The 18,181-nt window shown below is 62.5% G+C and carries 5 protein-coding genes; 2 read left to right on the top strand and 3 right to left on the bottom strand.

Annotated features, from left to right (window positions below):
* Nucleotides 1-15 precede the first annotated feature (15 nt).
* The 3 genes from O5O45_RS12190 to O5O45_RS12180 all read right to left on the bottom strand — a co-directional run bounded on the left by O5O45_RS12190 (nucleotide 16) and on the right by O5O45_RS12180 (nucleotide 16,046).
* Nucleotides 16-4,752, bottom strand: a complete 4,737-nt coding sequence (locus O5O45_RS12190) for an SDR family NAD(P)-dependent oxidoreductase (RefSeq protein ID WP_305905498.1) — start codon at nucleotides 4,750-4,752, stop codon at nucleotides 16-18.
* A complete protein-coding gene (locus O5O45_RS12185; RefSeq protein ID WP_305905497.1) occupies nucleotides 4,739-15,655 on the bottom strand; it encodes a non-ribosomal peptide synthetase/type I polyketide synthase in 10,917 nt (3,638 codons plus the stop codon). Before O5O45_RS12185 ends, O5O45_RS12190 begins: the two co-directional genes overlap by 14 nt.
* A gap of 217 nt (nucleotides 15,656-15,872) precedes the next feature.
* A complete protein-coding gene (locus tag O5O45_RS12180; protein WP_011396807.1) occupies nucleotides 15,873-16,046 on the bottom strand; it encodes a hypothetical protein in 174 nt (57 codons plus the stop codon).
* A 534-nt stretch (nucleotides 16,047-16,580) separates the two neighbouring features.
* Here O5O45_RS12180 and O5O45_RS12175 point away from each other — a divergent pair.
* A complete protein-coding gene (locus tag O5O45_RS12175) occupies nucleotides 16,581-17,120 on the top strand; it encodes a YcjF family protein (protein ID WP_305905496.1) in 540 nt (179 codons plus the stop codon).
* A 140-nt stretch (nucleotides 17,121-17,260) separates the two neighbouring features.
* On the top strand, nucleotides 17,261-18,106 hold the full coding sequence (locus O5O45_RS12170) for a DUF481 domain-containing protein (protein ID WP_305905495.1): 846 nt from the start codon (nucleotides 17,261-17,263) through the stop codon (nucleotides 18,104-18,106).
* The last annotated feature ends 75 nt before the right edge of the window (nucleotides 18,107-18,181 follow it).

Genomic DNA, 18,181 nt, shown 5'->3' with positions numbered 1-18,181 from the left:
TGTCTGTCGTTGTCTTTATAGTTCTATTTCAACCCTCGTCGGCGCATCCGCTGCAGGCGCCTGACCGCTTTCGGCGCTGTCTCCGTCAGTTTTGTCACGGGTCAGCGCGGCCAGCTCCCGCACCGACGGATATTGGAAAAAATCCGCCAGAGACAGGTCCGCGCCGCAACGTTCGCGAATACGGGAAATCGCTTGCGTTGCGATCAGGGAATCGCCGCCGAGGTCAAAAAAATTGTCCTTTACATTAATGATCGGTACAGCCAGAAGTTCGCCCAGAATGTCGCACAGCATAAGCTCCGCGTGATCGCCGGGCGCATGGTCACCGCTACTGCCGGGAGGTACTGAATGTGGCCGAGAACATGCCCCAGCGTCATGGCCGGGAACGTTTCTCCGGGGATGGTAAAGTCGGTGGAACCGAGACTTCAGCGATAGTGTGGATATCGCAACTTGGTGCTCATCGTCCATCTGCAGCATAGCGTCAGATAACCGCAATGCATGCTCAAGCGCCAAAAACCCTTCCTTTGAGTCTATAGCATTGGCGGCCAATGCGGATTTGTCAAAAAATTCCTGCGCAATTTTTGCGTTCGCGCCCATGCCCAAGCCGCTGGCGCTGTTCAGACGCCAAGCATCCCAGTTAAGCGACAGCCATTTGGGAGCATGATTGGCGTCATTGAGAGCGGCGCACTGTGCGACCTCCAGATCCATGACCAGATTAGCGGCGGCGTAAGCGCCCATCTGATAGCCCCCCAACAGCGCCGCCAGAGAGGACATGCAGATCACCCGACGCACCGGACGCTGCGCCACCTGCCTGGCCAGCGCGCGCACGCCCTCGACCTTGGCCTGGATCATAGTTTCCCAGGTCTGCGCCAGATCGGCGTTAATGGGTTGCTCCTGGGCCCGGGACATGTCGGCGGCGGCGTGAATAACCGCATCAATAGCGCCGTAGCGGTGGCACAATTCATCCAGCAGCGCGCCCATGGCGTTGGCGTCGGTGACGTCCGCCGCCGTGACGCTGACCGACGCGCCGGCTTCCTGCATCCTCAGCAGGGCGGCGAGGGCGTGACGTTGTTTATCGGTAATGGACGGGTCATCCAGGCGTTGCGGCCAGAGCTCTCGGGGCGGCAAGGGCGTGCGCGACACCAGGGCGATATGTCGCGCGCCACGCTGCGCCAGACCGTTGGCCAGAGCGAGCCCGATCTGGCCGAGGCCGCCGGTGATCAGATAAACGCCGCCGCCGGCGGACGCATCGGAGTCAGACATAGCCGCTTCCGAGGCCGACGCGCTATCTATTCGGCAGGGACGCCATTCGCAACGCCAGGCGTGACGTCCGCGCAGCGCGACAATGGGCGGTCCGGCGCTGAAGTCCGCCTCTTGACCGGGATTGGCCAAAGCCAGTAACGCCGGGGCCTGTCGCGCCAGCGCGGCGACGGCGGAGGCGTCTTCCACATCAATCAACAGCGTGCGCAGCGCGGGGAACTCCTGCCTTGCGCTCAACAGCGGACCCAACAGCGCGCCCCGGTCGGGACGCAAGGATTCCGAGCCCAGCACCGACTGGGTTCCGGTGGTCGCCACGGCGACGAACACATCGGACCGCAATGCCCCCAACTGGTGTAATAAGGCGCTAAGCAGAGACAGATCCTGAGAAGTGGTTGCAAACTCGACGTTGTTTGCGGCCTGTGTATTCAGGTTGCGGGCGAACAGCACATGGTCCGGCAACAGGTCATTCTCCGCCAGCAAGGCGAACAGCGCAGCGGGGTCTGTGGCGGTGTCGGCAGGCAGGGCGATGGCCTGGCGCTGGTCGGGATGCTCGGCGTGGGGCGTCAGCGCGGTGACGGCGATGTCCGTGACGGTGACCAGTGTGTGCGGTCGATGATCAGACAGCCCCTGAATGAGTGCATCAGTGAGGGCGTCAGCGTTAGTGTCGGTCAGCAGCAGCCATTTGCCGCTGCTGGCGTTGACGTTCGCCATCCCGCTCAAACGGCTCCAGGAGCGGGTGTAGAACCAGTCCTCCAGAGCCTGGCGTTCTGCCGACAGGGCTGCGCCGACGCGCTTGGGAGGATCGATCCAGTAGCGACGGCGGTCAAAAGGATAAGTGGGCGTGGCGATGAACTGGCTATCCCGGGCGCCGAACAGGCCTGGACGGTTAATGGCGAAACCTTTGCTCCACAGACGGCCGACGCACTCCAGGGCGCTTTGGCGCGAGTCCTGGCCGGGGCCGGCGGCGAAGGTGGCGATGGCTTCCCGACACATCTCCCCGTTTTGCGGCAGGGCGCTGGCGAATCCCGTCAAGGCGCGTCCCGGGCCCACTTCCAGCAGCGTATCAATGTGAGTATCTGCGCAAAGGGCCTGCAAGCCCTGATAGAACTGCACCGGGCGTCGTAAATGCTGGCGCCAGTAATCCGCACTGACCGCCTGCTCGGCGCTGAGACGCGCGCCGCTCAGGTTGGAGTAAACCGGCAGTCGCGGCGCCTGCAGCGTCATGGCGTCAAGCAGCTCGGCGAAGGCGTCCAGCATGGGCTCCATCATCGGCGTGTGAAACGCATGAGAAGCCTGCAGTCGACGATAGCCGATCCGGGCTTCCTCCAGCGCGGCGGCGAAATTCTCCATGGGCCCGGGCGGACCGGCGAATACATTGGCTTGCGGGCCGTTGGCCACCGCCAGAGAGACTCCCTCGCCGGCGTAGGTTTCCGCCTGCTGGCGGGGGATACGCACGGCGATCATGGTCCCGGCGGGCATGCTTTGCATCAGACGGCCTCTTTCCGCCACCAGCCGCACGCCGTCTTCCGGGCTGAACACGCCGGCCACGCAGGCGGCGACGTATTCCCCCAGGCTGTGTCCGATCAACGCCTGCGGGATCAGCCCCCAGCTTTGCAACAGCATGGCCATGGCGTAATCGACGATAAACAGCGCCGGTTGCGCCAGCGCGGTTTGTTTCAGGTCTTTATCGCCCTGATCCGCCTCCGCGCCGCGGAAGCGAGTGAGTAACGGACGCAGCTTTTGCGCGATAAGGGGAGGCGCCGCCTGCAGGCATTGCTCCACCGTTTGGCGGTAAACCGGTTCTGTTTGATACAACTTCGCGCCCATGCCTGCGTATTGCGCGCCTTGCCCGGGAAACATGAAGGCCGCCGACGGCGCGCTGTCCTGCACGCGACGCCAGCGCAGGTCGTTGGGAAAGCGCAGTTGCGCGATGGCTTCCGTGGGCGTCGCCACCGCCAGCGCAGCGCGATAAGGCAGGGCTTTCTTGCTCAGGGCCAGGGTGTAGGCGAGGTCGTCGAGGCGTGTATGGGGCCGCTCGTCCAGATGCTGCGCCAGACGCTCCGCTACCTGATCCGCCGACTGTTCGCCGGCGGCGGACAGCAACAGCAACTGGCTGGGCGCCGACTCGTCTTCCTGACGTGACGCGCTGCGGGGGGCGCGGGTTGCGAGAGGGGCTTCCTCCAAGATAGCGTGCACGTTGGAGCCGCCCATGCCGAAGGCGCTGACCGCCGCCAGTCGCGGCGCGTCTCCCCGGGGCCAGGATTCGGTTTCGCTGCAGACCCGGAAGGGCGTGCGCAGCCAGTCAATCTGCGGATTGGGTTGCTGGCAATGCAGACTGGGAGGCAGGGTTTCGTAATGCAGGCACAGCACGGTTTTGATCAGGCCGGCGACGCCGGCGGCGGCGTCCAGGTGTCCGATATTGGTTTTCACCGAGCCGATGGCGCAACGGCGACCCTCGCTTGGGGCGATGTCAAAGGCCCGCGCCAGCGCCTCGATCTCAATAGGGTCGCCCAAATGCGTGCCGGTGCCGTGGGCCTCCACGTACTGGATCGACCGAGGGTCGATGTTGGCGGTGAGCTGCGCCTCCCGGATGACTTCCGCCTGTCCCTGCACGCTGGGGGCGGTGAAACCCACTTTCCGACGGCCGTCGTTATTGGCGGCGGTGGCGCGAATGACCGCCAGCACGCGGTCGCCGTTCTCCAGGGCGTCGTCAAGGCGTTTCAGCGCCACCAGTCCCGCGCCGCTGCCGACGGCGGTTCCGTCCGCCTCGGCGTCGAACGCCCGGCATTGTCCCCGTGGCGACAGAATCATGCCGCTCTGGCTGCGAAAGCCGCCATGTTGCGGCAGTTGCACCGAGGCGCCGCCGGCCAGGGCCAGATCGCAGTCTCCCGCCAGCAGACTCTGGCAGGCCAGATGCACCGCCATCAGGGAGGTGGAGCAGGCGGTCTGCACGCCTACGGCGGGACCGGTGAGGCCTAATTTATAGGCGATGCGGGTGCTGAGAAAATCCTTGTCGTTGAGCAACATGGCCTGATACAGATCCGACACTCTGCGGGCGTCCGTGTTCGGCAACACATGACGATAAAAATAGTTAGGCATGCCGCAGCCGGCGAAGACGCCAATGGGACCGGCGAACTCATCCGGATTGCAGCAGGCCCGCTCCAGGGCTTCCCAGGCGCATTCCAGCAGCAACCGGTGCTGTGGGTCGAGCAATTGCGACTCTTTGGGATTCATGTCGAACAGGGCGGCGTCGAATCCGCTCACATCTCCCAACGCCGCCACCCGACGCACATAGTCCGGGCGCTGATATTCGCTTTTTGGAATACCGGCGGCGTCCAGCTCCGCGTCTTTCAGTTCGGCGACGCTTTCCACGCCGGCGACCAGATTGCGCCAGAAAGCCTCCGGCGTGTCCGCGCCGGGGAAGCGGCAGGCCATGCCGACGATGGCGATAGCGCTATCGGCGCCGGCTTCGAGATTGTCTTCAAAGCTGTTCATTGGAACGCAGACTCCTTTGCGCTTCTTTGGCGTTGCGACGGCCCGCCAGTCGGTTGGTTTTGCGACGGGGCGCCTGGGACAGCGCGTCTTCCTCCGGCGCGGCGCTGAGCAGGCGCGCGGTGGCGGCGACGGTGGGATTGGCGAACAGGTCCACCATCGCTACCGGCCGTCCGAAGGCGTCGCTCAATTGACGCTGCACCTGGGCCAGCAGCAAGGAGTGGCCGCCGAGATCGAAGAAATTGTCGTCACGGCCCACGCGGGACAGATTGAGGCAGTGTCGCCAGATATCCGCCACCCGCCGCTCTACTTCCGACACCGGCGCGCCGCCGTCCATGGCGGCGACGCCTTCCGGCTCCGGCAGCGCGCGGCGATCCAGTTTGCCGCTGGCGTTCATGGGCAGACGCGGCAACGCCAGGAGATAGGCGGGAATCATGTATTCAGGAAGCCGATCGCGTAAATAGATCTGCAGATCCTGAGCGCTGGGCGGCGGGTTGGCGTCCTGGCGATACACCACATAGGCCGCCAGTTGCTGGCGTTGCGGGAACAGCGCGACGGCGCATTCCGCGATGGCGTCATGGGCGGCCAGCTGACTTTCGATATCGCCCAGCTCCACTCGGTGGCCGCGAATTTTCACCTGGGCGTCCCGACGCCCCAGATAGTGCAACCGGCCGTCGTCGAGCCAGCGGCCCAGGTCGCCGGTGCGATAGGCGCGGGCGGCATTAAATTCGGGCAGGGCGACGAACTTTTCCGTCTGCAACTCCGGTCGCTTGAGATAGCCGCGGCTGACGCCGGCGCCGGCGATCACGATTTCTCCGATGGCCCCTGTCGGCGCAGGCTGCCCCCAGGGATCAAGCACAAACAGATGCGCGCCGCGCAGAGGACGCCCCAGCGGCGCGATGGCGGTCTGCGGCAGGGCGTCGCGCTCCAGCGCGCAGGCGCTGACGTCAACGCAGCACTCCGTCGGTCCGTACACATTGATGAGTGTGGTGTGGTGGTTGGCGTTATAGAAAGCGCGCACCAGCTCCATCGGCAGGGCTTCGCCGCCCACCAGCAGGCTGTCCGGCGTCAGGCGGCCGGCCTGATCCGCGCCGGTGAGCATGCCCAGCAAACTGGGGGTGCAATCCGCGCAGCGCACCTGTTCGGCGCTCAGTAAATCCACAAGGCGGGCGGGATCGCGCCGACTGTCGGCGTCCACGATCACCAACCGGTGCCCCAGCAGTAAAGCGGCGAAAATCTGCTGCACGGAGGCGTCGAATACCGTGTTGGCGCACAGGGCGACGGCGATGGGCTGGTCATAACGATGATAGACCTGATCCCATAGGGCGTTGACCAGATTGATGACGCTGTGATGCTCCACCAGCGTCCCCTTGGGCGCACCGGTGGAGCCGGAGGTGTAAATCAGATAGGCGAGGCTGTCCAGACTAATGGCGACCTCGGGCTCCTCCTCGCTTGCGGTGACGTCCTCTACGCACAGCCATTGTGCGGTGCCGAGGCCTTCCAGTGCGGCCAGGGTCGGCATGATGGCGCGATCGGTGACCAGGGCGGCGACGCCGGCGTCCGCAAGTTGCGCGCTCAAGCGGGCGGGTGGATGCGCGGGGTCCAGGGGCAGGTAACCGCAGCCGCTTTTGAGAATCCCCAACAGGCCGACAATAAGATCCACGCTGCGGGACACGCAAAGTCCAACGGCGGCGCCGGCGGGCGTCCCTTGTTCGCGCAGGCAGGCGGCGACGCCGTTGGCGCGCTGATTGAGTTCAGCGTAACTGAGCCGACTGGCGTTATCCGCGACGGCGATGCGCTCGGGATACGCCCGCACCATGTCGAGAAAGCCGCTGACCAGATCCGGCGCTGTGAGTCTGGCGTCTGCGGGCGCAGCCTCGCTGGCGTTTTGCTCCAGCTGACGGCGCTCTTCCTGATCGTACCAGGGCAAGTCGGTCAACGGCCGGGAGAGTTGGCCGGCCGCACTGAGCGAGGACAGAATGTGGCGGTAGCGTCGGACCAAGCGGGCGATGCTGGTGCGGCTCCAGCGATTGGCGTCATATTTCAGGAAGCCTTGCAGGCCATTGGCGCTATCGGCGATTTCCAGGGACAGCTCAAACTGGCCTTCCTGCTGCGGCATGGGATAGGGCGACAATTGCAGATCCCCCCAGGTCACGCGCAGGTTATCGTCAGTAGTCAGGAACAGATCCAGAGTGGCGTTGTCGGTTTGCGGCTTCTGCATGATGAAGGTGGTTTTCACCAGAGACTGCCCCATGCCGTTGCGCTGCAGGCCGAGTCGCTCCACCAGCAATGGCAGGGGATAGTCGCCGTGAGCGAGCGCGTCGAGCAGGGTTTCCTGCTGACTGCGCAGATAGTCGTCCAGTGACTGCTCAGGGTCGAAGCGGCTGTTTACTGGCGCGAGATTCACAAAGTCTCCCACCAGCGGCTGGAATTCCGGACGGCTGCGTCCGTGCACTGGCGTGGCCACGATGACGCGCTGCTGTCCGCACAGGCGATGCAGCAGCAACTGGTACGCCGCCAGCATCAGGCTGAACAGCGTGGCTCCCCGCTGTTTCGCCAGGGTGCGCAGCGCTGTGTCCAGTTGCGGGGCGAGCTGAAAGTGGATGGATTCGCCCACCGCTTTCCGCGCCGCGCCCTGGCGGGGAAGGTCCGCCGGCAGATTCAGTTCGAAGTCGGCGTCCGCCAGAGCGTCGCGCCAGTAATGCCAGAGCTGCTCGCCGCGTTCCGTGTCCAGCATGGCGTTTTGCCAGCGCACGAAATCCACCTGGGAGTGAGTCAACGGCGGCAACGCGGCCTGTTCCGGGGCGACGCCTGCGCGGCGCGCCTCGTACAGCGCTTTGAGCTCATCCAGAATCACCCACAGCGACCAGCCGTCGCAGACCGCGTGATGGGCGGTCAGCAGCAGCACGTTGTCCTGAGCGGTGACGAACGCGCAGGCGCGCAGCAGGGGCGCGCGGGACAATTCGAACGGCGTCTGATAAGCGCGCCGCACTTCCTGATACAACGTGGAAGCGTCAAGGTCATGGGCGTTCACCACTTGTAAGGGGATCGCGATATCGTCCCGAGCCTGCTGGCGTGGTTTGCTGTCCACCTGAATCGCCGTGCGCAGCGCCGGATGGCGGCGTGCGATCTGATTCAGGGCGGCCTGCAGGAAGGCCTGATCCTGTTCTCCCGCAAAGCCGGCGCGCAGACGTGTGGCGAAAGAGACATGATAGGCCGGGCTGGTTGGGTCCAGTTGATGCAGGAACCATTGCGCCTGCTGGTTGTAGGACAGCTCCCAAGGGGCGCTGCAGTCCAGAGGCGCGGGCAGGTTTTCCGTCGCCGCGGAGGCGCCGGATTCCGCGCCTTGCCGGGCAAGCTTGTCAGCGACGCTCCGTGTGAGATCGTCCAGACCGTTGCTTTTCAGGATATCGACGATGCTGACGTTGGCGCTCAGGGCTTTCTCGATGCGATTGCGCAGCTCCACCGCCATCAGCGAATCCAGCCCGTATTGCGTTAAAGGCGCGGCAGGGTCGAGGTTGTCCGGGTTCAGACGCAACACGGCGGCGGCCTGGGCGGTCATCCAGCGCAGCAGCGCCGCCTGGCGTTGTTCCTGGGGCTGATCGAGCCAGTCCAGGGACGCTGGATTTTCCTCTGTCGCCCCGTTGGCGCTGGCGGGCGCGTCAGTCTGAACCGGCTTGAGTCCCTGTAAGTACAGGCTGCCGTCGGCGTAAGCCGCCAAACTGGCGTCTTCCTGAGTGACGCCAATGACCGCGTGGTTCGCCGTCAGCAGCGCAGGCGTCAGCGCCACGCAGGCGTCCGGCGCCAGGCCCGCGCCGGTGGCTGGCGTCAGACCCACGTTAGAGGTGTCGCTGTCCCGCTGCGCTCGCGCCATCAAGCCGATATCGCGGAATGCGCCCCATTGTACGGATACCGCCCGCTCTCCCTGTGCGCGACGTTGCGCGGCCAGCCCGTCCAGCCAGGCATTGGCGGCGGCGTAGGCCGCCAGACGAGGAGAGGGCAATGCAGCGGAGGTGGAGGAGAACAGCAGCAGGAAGTCCAGGGAGCCGACAGGGAAACAGCGACGCAAGGTTTCGCCGCCGCAGACTTTAGCGGCGATTTCCTTGCGCAGCGTCTCCCTATCCAGGGTTTCGACGGCCATGGCGTGAGCGACGCCGGCGGCGTGCAATACGCCGCGAATGGCGGGCTGCTGTTGTTGATACTGTTGCAGCCAGGAGGCGCAGGCTGCGTCATCGCTGAGATTAACCGCTGCGATGGTGACTTGCGCGCCCAGGGCTTCGATATCGTGAAGCGCGGCGACGCGTCGTCCGTCGCGGGAGTCTGGCGACAATTGCGTCCAGTCGGAGCGCGGCGGCAGACCGTTACGCCCCATCAGCACCAGCCGTCTGGCCCCTTGCTCAGCCAGCCAGCGCGCCCAGCGCAGCCCCAAATCTCCCAGACCGCCGGTGATCAGGTAACTGGCGTCGGCGCGCAGGGGAAAGGTCCGGTTTTCGGACGTGGTAAGGGCGGTGCGGCCTAATGTTGCGCGATAAATTGCGCCGTGGCGAATAGCGAACTGAGCGTCTGCGCCGCCATCTTGACCCAATATGGCGTCCAGCAGCGATTGCTGATCTCTAGCGGACGCCTCTGGGTCCAGATCCACCATGCCGCCCCAATGATTGGCTTTCTCCACCGCCAATGCCCGCCCCAAGCCCCATAGCGCCGCGGCGTAGGGACAGACAGCGGCGTCCGTCTCCGTCACAGAAAAGGCGCGACGGGTCAGCAGCCATAGCCGGGGCGTGTCTTCGTCGTCCTCTTGTGAGGCGTCCAGGGCTTCAAGGATGGCCTCAAGCTGTTCCACCAGGTTGTCCAGCAGCTCGTCCGGTTCGGCGGAGTCCTCGGGAACCTCCGGCGCGATGCAGAGCAGGACGGAGCCGTAGCGACGCAGCGCCAAGTGAGATGACTCGTTGGCGAAAACCGCGTCGGCGTCAGAATCTGTTTGACGATCCTCCGTGAGCGTTGTCTCTGGCGTTGCGGCGATCTCGGTCCGTTCCCAGGTCAGCTTGAAGGAGAATCCCTGTTCGGCCTCGGGGCGGTGTCCCGCCGCGGCGTTGAGGAAGCTGAAGCGTAAGCCTTCCACTTCCGCCAGCAGGTCGCCGTGGGTGTCGAAAATGGCCAGCGATCCGCTCAGCAGATGCTCCGACGACGCATTCTGCGGCGTCAGGCGGGCGCGCACCCAGTAGCTATATTCGCTGAAGTTGCGCAAAAGTCGCAGATTTTGTACGGAATGTCCGAAAAATGCGCCTTTTTCGTCGCCTCCCAGCGCCGCCAGGGTCTGCGCGCAGGCGTCCAACACAGCGGGGTGCGTGCGGTAGGCGTCGAGCTGTGCAGTGGTCTCGGCAGGAGCTTGAATCAACGCCCAGGCTTCCTGCCGTGATGACCAGAGGCGTTGAATGCCTTGAAACTGGCCGGACCAGTCATTGCCCCGTTGGCGCCATTGCGCGTAGAACTGTTCTCCAGACAGGCTGTTTTCATATTGCGCCAGGGCGGCTTCGCTGGGGAGCCGGGGGTGTGGTCCCTGATCCTCCGCCATGTCCTGACGACGGACTTCGCAACTGGCGTGGAGTCGCCAGGGCGCTCCACTGTCGTCGCGCCGGTCATGATTGTTACGACTGTCGCGGCGGGCGAAGATCTTGATCTGCGCGGCGTCAGCGTCTGTTTGAATAAACTGAGTCTGCAGCCGCCAGTGGTCCAGGTCGTCGACGACTAGCGGCGCGTGGAATTGCATGTTGCGGCAGAGCGCGCCAGCGTCAGGCCAGTGTCGCCCTGCGGCGGACAGGGCCATGTCGATGTAGGCCGCGCCAGGAAACACGACGGCGCCGCTGACTTTGTGTCCCGCCAGATAAGCGTGCGCGCTGGCGTCGAGATGCTGGTCGTACAGGTCGCCCGTCGGGTCCGCCAGCGGGGTGGCGCGACCCAGTAGCGGGTGGCCGTCAGCGACCCGATCAGCGTTAGCGTGGGGTTCCTGATAGTTTTGCGGCCAGTAACGATGACGCTGGAAGGGATAGCTGGGCAACGCGGCGTCCCGTAGACGGCGGCGTCCAGGCAGCGTGCGCCAGTCCGGCGCGCCGCCATGGCAATACACGCGACCCAATGCGTTGAGCGCCGACGCCTGCTCGTCTTCGCCATAGCGAATACTGTGAACCCAGGCGGCTTTGCTGTCCGGCAGGCAACGCTTGCCCATGCCGCACAAACTGGCGCCGGGGCCGATTTCCAGAAACAGATCCACATGGCGATCGGCGGCGGTGAGCATGCACTTGCGGAACTCCACCGGATTCATGGTGTGCCGCAACCAGTAATCGTGTTCGAAATCCTCCGCTTCGATAAAGTCGCCGGTGACGTTGGACAGCAGGGGGAATTGCAGATGGCCCAAAGGCGTCGACTCCGTCACCTTGCGCAGATCCGGCAGAATGGGGGCCATCATCGGTGAGTGAAAGGCGTGGGAAACCTGTACGGACTGGAAGCGAATCTCCTGACGGGACAACAGAGGGCGTATCTGCGCCATGGCTTCGCCGCGACCGCTGATGACGGTGAGGTCGGGTCCATTGTCCGCCGCCACAGCGAGGGCGACGCCAGAGTCCTGCAGCAGCGCCTCGACTTTGTCCCGGGGTGCGAACAGGGCCAGCATTTCTCCGGCGGGCAGGGACTGCATCAGTTCGCCCCGTCGCAACACCAGTTTCATGCCCTGTTCCAGGCTGAACAGACCGGCGGCGTGAGCGGCGGCGTATTCACCTACGCTGTGTCCCAACGCCAATTGCGGCTGTACGCCCCAGGACATCCATAGCCGCGCCAGCGCCGCTTCGCAGGCGAACAGGGCGGGTTGAGTGTAGCGGGTCTGATGGATGCCGGAGTCCGGGTCGGGATTGAACATCAGCGTCAGCAGCGATTGCCCCAGTAATGGCGCGGCTACCGCTTCGCAACGCTCCAGGGTGTCCCGCACCACCGGCTCGGTCTCATACAGGCGCCGCATCATACCGGGATACTGGGCGCCCTGGCCGGAAAACAGAAACACCACCACCGGGGCGTGTCTGGCCACGCCAAGACTCAGGTTCGGCGCTTCCTGGCCCTGAAACGCCTTGAGGGTCTCGGCGGCGTCCTGAGAGTTTTGTGCGCTCAGAGCCAGGCGATAAGGCAACGCCTCCCGGGCGCTGTTCAGAGTATGACAATAGTCCGCCCAGCCCGCGCCGTTAGCCAGTTGGGCGTTGGCGTGCAAGGTCGTCAGACGCTCGCCGTGACCGCGCGCCAGCGCCTTTAGCGCCTGGGCGTCAGCGGCGGATAGCGTTAACAGGCGATAAGGCGCGTCATCCGCAGGCGGGACGGTTGCTGTGGCGATCGCGTCGGAAGCGGATTCGGCTGGCGCTTCCACTATCCCTTGCAGCACGACGTGGGCGTTGGAGCCGCTGAAACCAAAAGAGCTGACGCCGGCCAGTAATTCGCCGTCCCAGGGCTCGCTACGCTGGGGCAAGTGGAACAGGCGCTCGTCGATATCGATCAGGGGATTGCGTTGACGCAGATGCAGGCTGCCGGGAATCACCCGGTGTTTGAGCGCCAGGGCGGTCTTGATCAGCCCGGCCACGCCCGCCGCCGCTTCCAGATGGCCGATATTGGTTTTGATGGAGCCGATGCTGCATGGGTGGTCCGCGTCGCGACTCTCTTCCAGAACGTCCCGCAGGCTGTTCACCTCGATGGGGTCGCCCAGGGCCGTGCCGGTGCCGTGGGCTTCCACGTAGCGGATGCGACAGGGTTGCACTTCCGCTTTGAACAGCGCGGAGCGGATGACGTCCTGCTGCGCCTGTCCATTGGGTGCGGTGAGGCCGTTGCTATGGCCGTCCTGGTTCACGCTGGAGCCGCGGATTAGCGCGTAGATTTCATCGCCGTCCCGGCGCGCGTCCGCCAGACGCTTCAGAATGACGACTCCGCAACCTTCGCCGCGCACATAGCCGTCCGCTTCAGCGTCAAAGGTTTTGCAACGGCCGGTCGGCGACATCATGCGTCCCTGGGACAGGGAAATAGTGCCTCCAGGCAGCAGGATCAGATTGACGCCTCCCGCCAGCGCCAGGCTGGATTCGTTGCGGCGCAGGGATTCGCAGGCCTGATGAACCGCCACCAGGGAGGACGAGCAGGCGGTGTCGATAGTCATGGCGGGACCGCGCAAGTCCCACAAGTAGGAAATGCGTCCGGACGCCACGCTGGCGGCGGCGCCGGTGCCGGTGTGCATGCGAATAGCGTTGCGGTCCGCGTAGCTGATGCGTTGAAACTCAGTATTGCAGACGCCCATGAATACGCTGGCGTCGCTGCCGGCCAGAGAGCTGACGGCAATGCCCGCGTCTTCCAGCGCCTCCCAACAGACTTCCAGCAGCAGGCGTTGCTGTGGGTCCATGGTTTCCGCTTCCCGCGGCGCGATGCCGAAGAACTGCGGATCGAACTGATCGATGTTGTCCAGGAAGCCGCCCCAGCGCGTGTTCATGCGGCCATCGACGCCGGCATCCTGATGGTAATAGGCGTCATTGCTCCAGCGCTCCGGCGGCGTCTCACGAATCGCGTCAACGCCCTCGTTCAATAGGCGCCACAGCGCCTGCGGATTGTCCGCGCCGGGGAAACGGCAACCCATGCCGACAATGGCGATGGGATCGTTGCTCTCAAATGGCGTGGCTTCCACATCCACCAAACGCGCGGCTTTGCGTTTCACTTGTGCCGCGCCACCGTGCTTTTGGGCGCTTGGCGCGCCGCTGGTCAACGCGGCGATTGACGCCGCCAGCCGGGCGATATTGGGATGCTGATAAAACAGGGTGGGCGGGGTGGCGACGCCCACATAGCGCTCCAGCTCACCGCTGAGTGCGACCACGTGGCGGGAGGCCAACCCGAAGCTGGCGAAATCCGCGTTAGCGTCGATATCTTCGGCGGGCAGGGCGGTGATCGCCGCCAATTGCTGCGTTAGCCAATCGACAAGGTCTTTGGCGTCGAGTGGCGCGCCTCGTTTCAGGCGTTCCGTCGCTACAGAGGGCGTGGCGGTTTGAGAGATTTTTTGTGTTTGAGTATGCGTCGCAGCTTGCGCTGTTACATCGTCCCGGGCGCCGGCGCGCCATTGATAAATCGGTTGCAGTGAATCGTCCAGCCAGGCTTTGCGATTGGCCTGACGCTGGATTTTGCCGCTGGTGGTCTTGTAAGCCTGCAAAGGCTTTAGCAGGGCGATGGCGTGCACCGGCAGCTCATGCTCCAGAAATACCGCCTGACGAATGGCGCGAGCCACGGCGTCGCCGTCCAGCTGACGTACGGCGGTGCGTTTCACTTCCTGTACGATCACCAGGCGCTCCTCGCCGTCGATATCCACGGAGAAGGCGGCGCCGTTGTCGGTGGTCAGGTCTGGATGGCTGGCGAAAACGGTCTTTTCGATATCCTGCGGGTAATAGTTGACGCCATCGATGATAAGCAGGTCTTTGCGGCGGCCGGTGATGAATAGCTGCGCGCCATGGATGAATCCCAGGTCGCCCGTGCGCAGGTAAGGGCCGGAATATCTGCCCTGCGGGTCGGCCAAATGAACGTCAAAGATGTCTGAGGTGGCTTCCGGTCGCGCCCAGTAACCGCTGGCCACGGAAGGACCGCGCACCCAGATTTCGCCGATTCTGTCCGGCAGACAGGGCGTCCGCGTCGCCGTATCGACAATCAGGCTTTTAGTGTCCATGTCGACCCGTCCGGACCCGACCAGCGGCGTGGAGCCTGGCGCGCCCGCGGCGACGATTTTCACTTCGCCCTGGGACAGCGCCTCCCGCTCCACATGCAGGACGGTGGGCGGCTCGGACAAGGGGGTGATGGAAACTTTGACGGTGGCTTCCGCCAGCCCGTAGCTGGGGGATAGCGCCTGATAGTCGAAGCCGCAGTCGCTGAAGGTGGCGGCGAAGTCCCGCAGGGTTTCATAACGCACAGGTTCCGCCGCGTTGCAGGCGGCTTTCCAGCAGGATAAGTCCAGATCCTGCTTTTGTTCGGCGCTGATTTTATCAATACAGAGCTGATACGCGAAATTAGGCGCGGCGCTGTGTGTGGCGCGACAATCAGAAATCGCCTGCAGCCAGCGCGCCGGGTTGCGGATGAAGGTCGCCGGCGCCATCAAGTAACAGATTGAGCCTGCGTATAAGGGCGTCAGAATGGCGTAGATCAACCCCAGATCGTGAAAGTGCGGCAGCCAGCTCACCACAATGGAATCGGCGTCATGGTCGTAGCAGCGATGCAGTTCGTCCAGATTCAGAATCAGGTTGCGATGACTCACCATGACGCCTTTGGGAGCGGAGGTGGAGCCGGAGGTGTATTGCAGAAACGCAAGATCGTCCGCGTGTAGCGACGCCGGTTCGCTGTCCTCACTGTTTTCACTGTCGTCTGTCGCCGGGTTTAACAGACCTGCGTCCACCGTGAGCCAGACAGCTTCCTGCAAGCGTTTGTCGCCGGCGTCCGAATCCGCGATGGCGGCCACGACGGAATCATTGGCGAGGATGACGCGGGTGTCGGCGTCGTCGAGAATGCTGTCGAGACGCTCTGCGCTGCGGTTCTTTTTCGGTGGGTGCATGGGGATCGCCGTAACGCCGGCGTACAGGCAGCCGAAGAAGGCGGCCAGAAATTCCAGTCCGGGGTGAAACAGCAGCAGGACTCGCTCTCCAGGCTGGGCGTGGCGTCGCAACAAGGCCGCCACGCGACGCGCCTGTCGATCCAGCGCGGCGTAGGTGAGCGGGAAACGGGCGTCGCGATCCTCCGTCAGAAAAACGAAAGCGTCGGCGTCTCCCTGGGTAATCGCATGAGACTGCAACGCGCGACTGATGTCGGCGTAAAAGGGACGGCGAGCGGCGTCTGTAACGCGGCGAGTAGTATCTGTAACCATGTTTCGATGTCGTAATTTATTATTTTTAAACGACGCATGGCGCACGCCTCCCTACCGCATAGAGGCCCACGGCCATAACGCCACGGGACGACTTCAGGCTACTTCCGGTAAAGCCTTCTAATATTTCTTCAGTAACGGCGGCGTGTATGCTTGGCGCGTTAATGTTATCCGGGTGAAAAAATATTGGAAAACACGACCATGAAGCCCATTGAGGGAATCACGGCGAGGTCTTGACGAGGTGTTTGTCCGCCTGGGCGAAGACGACGATCAGGCCGACGATGGGGGAGAATATAAAGGAAATAAAAAAGTTTAAGGTAAAGCCGAACTTCTTATTTTTACCAAGGAACGCCACAAATAAGCATACAAGCAGATATAACAGGACGTGAAGCATAATTATTCTGATCCTTTTTCATGCCTTCCCCTCTCCCCGGTGGAGAGACGATTCAATCCTAAGTAACGGCTATAGCATGTAGGGCTAACTCCAGCTGCAGTCAAATGGTAGACCCAAATTATGACGATATCAATTAAGCAATTAAAAATAATGCGGCGGGCTTGGCCATGGGCCTGGCGACCCTATTGCCAGCAGGTTTGGCGGGCGTTATCCGAAAAAACGGAAGGTCGGTGTGAAAGCCTTATATGACAGGGGTTTTGCAGAATTGAAATATGGCGATGGCGGCGCTGAAACAGGGCGTGAGTGCACAAAAAAAGTACTTGCGGGTCTATAGGTATTGAACTAGTCTCAGTACGGACACTTCGGAGGTCCAGGACTTCTTTTTGTATATGTTGTTTGTTTTATTGCTCTCGCTATAAGTGGCGGAAATAAAATATTAACGATATATATAACCGCCCGTGAATTTGTACTTGATGTTTTACGGACGTATATACCCTGCGTAAGTCTAATAATCATCAATATGGGAACATCAGTATGGCTGCAACAGCAACTAAAGAAGACACAACAGAAACGGAAGTGAATGTAGAAGAGCGTTTGGCGGACGTGCGTGCGATGACCAGAAAGTATGTGCTGGGATCGATGGGTGTAGGGCTGGTGCCGATTCCCGTCGTGGATTTCGCAGGACTGACGGCGTTGCAGTTGAAAATGCTGCACAGCATGTCAAAAATCTATGGTATCAGGTTCTCCCAGGATATCGGCAAGTCCCTGATCGCTTCTCTGGTCGGTTCCGCGGCTCCCGTTCCTCTTGGCATAAGCCTGGCCAGCCTGACCAAGGTAATTCCGGTCATCGGCACAGTGTTAGGCGCCACCAGCGTAGCGATTATCGCGGGCGCTTCCACCTATGCGCTGGCGCGAGTGTTCATCCAACACTTTGAGTCCGGCGGCAACTTCCTGAACTTCGACCCTGAAGCCGTTCGCGCGTTCTACGCGGAAGAACTGGAGAAGGGCAAAGCCTACGCGGAAAATCTCGGCAAGGACGACAAGACCGCCAAACCAGCCGGCGCCAAGGCGTAAGCCAGACGCTGACCGTTTAGCCGAACAGACGCGTTCACTCTGACCGCATAGTATCCCGGCGCGCACTCGCGCGCTGCGGACATGCCTGCGTGCGTCCGGCGCGCAGGCCTCCCTGATATTCTCTGGAGCAAAGAAAAACAATGGAAAGATCCTCCGGCGTCGCCTTTCTGTCTGTCTTTTTCCCTGTCTTCGCCCTGATGTTTTCGCCTGTCGCCGCCGCTGAAGAGTCAGCCTCTACGTCCACGGCGGCTGCATCCGCCCAGTCCGCCCAGGATAAAACCAAATCGCCACTGCGGAAGATGTTGAACATGCCGGACGCCCTGACCATCGGCGCCTCCGCCAGCATCACCTCCAGTAAAGGGCAGACCGATTACGACAGTCGCACCTATGTGGTGGAGGCCAGTTGGACCACGACCAAGAACATCATATCGACCTATAACCAGATCCAGCGCAGCGAAACCGGCCCTCAGGTGTTATCGGACAAGAAAAGCAGCGACAACTTCTGGCAATACAATTTCTCCCAGCGCTATTACCTGCTGTCGGGCTATCGTTATTCCACTGATGAAATACAACTGGTGGACAAAGAACACGAAGTGTTTCTGGCGCCGGGATTCTATCCTTATCGCTCTCAAACCTGTCGGCTGAGTACGGCGGCGGGTGCGCTCTATCTGTCCCAGGACTACTCGGAAACCGCCATCCTGGCGGGCGAAGATGCGCACGAGGAAAGCTGGCGCTACGGCGCCTATGAGGCTTTTGACTGCGCGTTGATGGGCGGGGTGCTGAGTCTGTCCCAGAGTGTGATTTACTCGCAGAATAAAGACGACAGCGACGACTACCGCTACCGCTCCATGATCAGCGCCGCCGTTCCCATGGCATATGGACTCTCGGTCAGCGTCAGCTATAACGTGAGTTACGACAACCAGCCCAAGTTCGGCGTGGATAAGAAGCAGGCGGATCTCACCACGGCGTTGTCTTATAAGTTTTGATGGTGCGGAGACGCATTGATGACGGTGATGACGGTGATGACGAAAAGGGGACCTGACCAGCAATGACTTACCCAA

This window comes from Hahella sp. HNIBRBA332 (assembly GCF_030719035.1).
Lineage (GTDB): Bacteria > Pseudomonadota > Gammaproteobacteria > Pseudomonadales > Oleiphilaceae > Hahella.
Note: the sequence above shows the minus strand (reverse complement) of the source record. Positions and strands in the feature narration are given on the sequence as shown.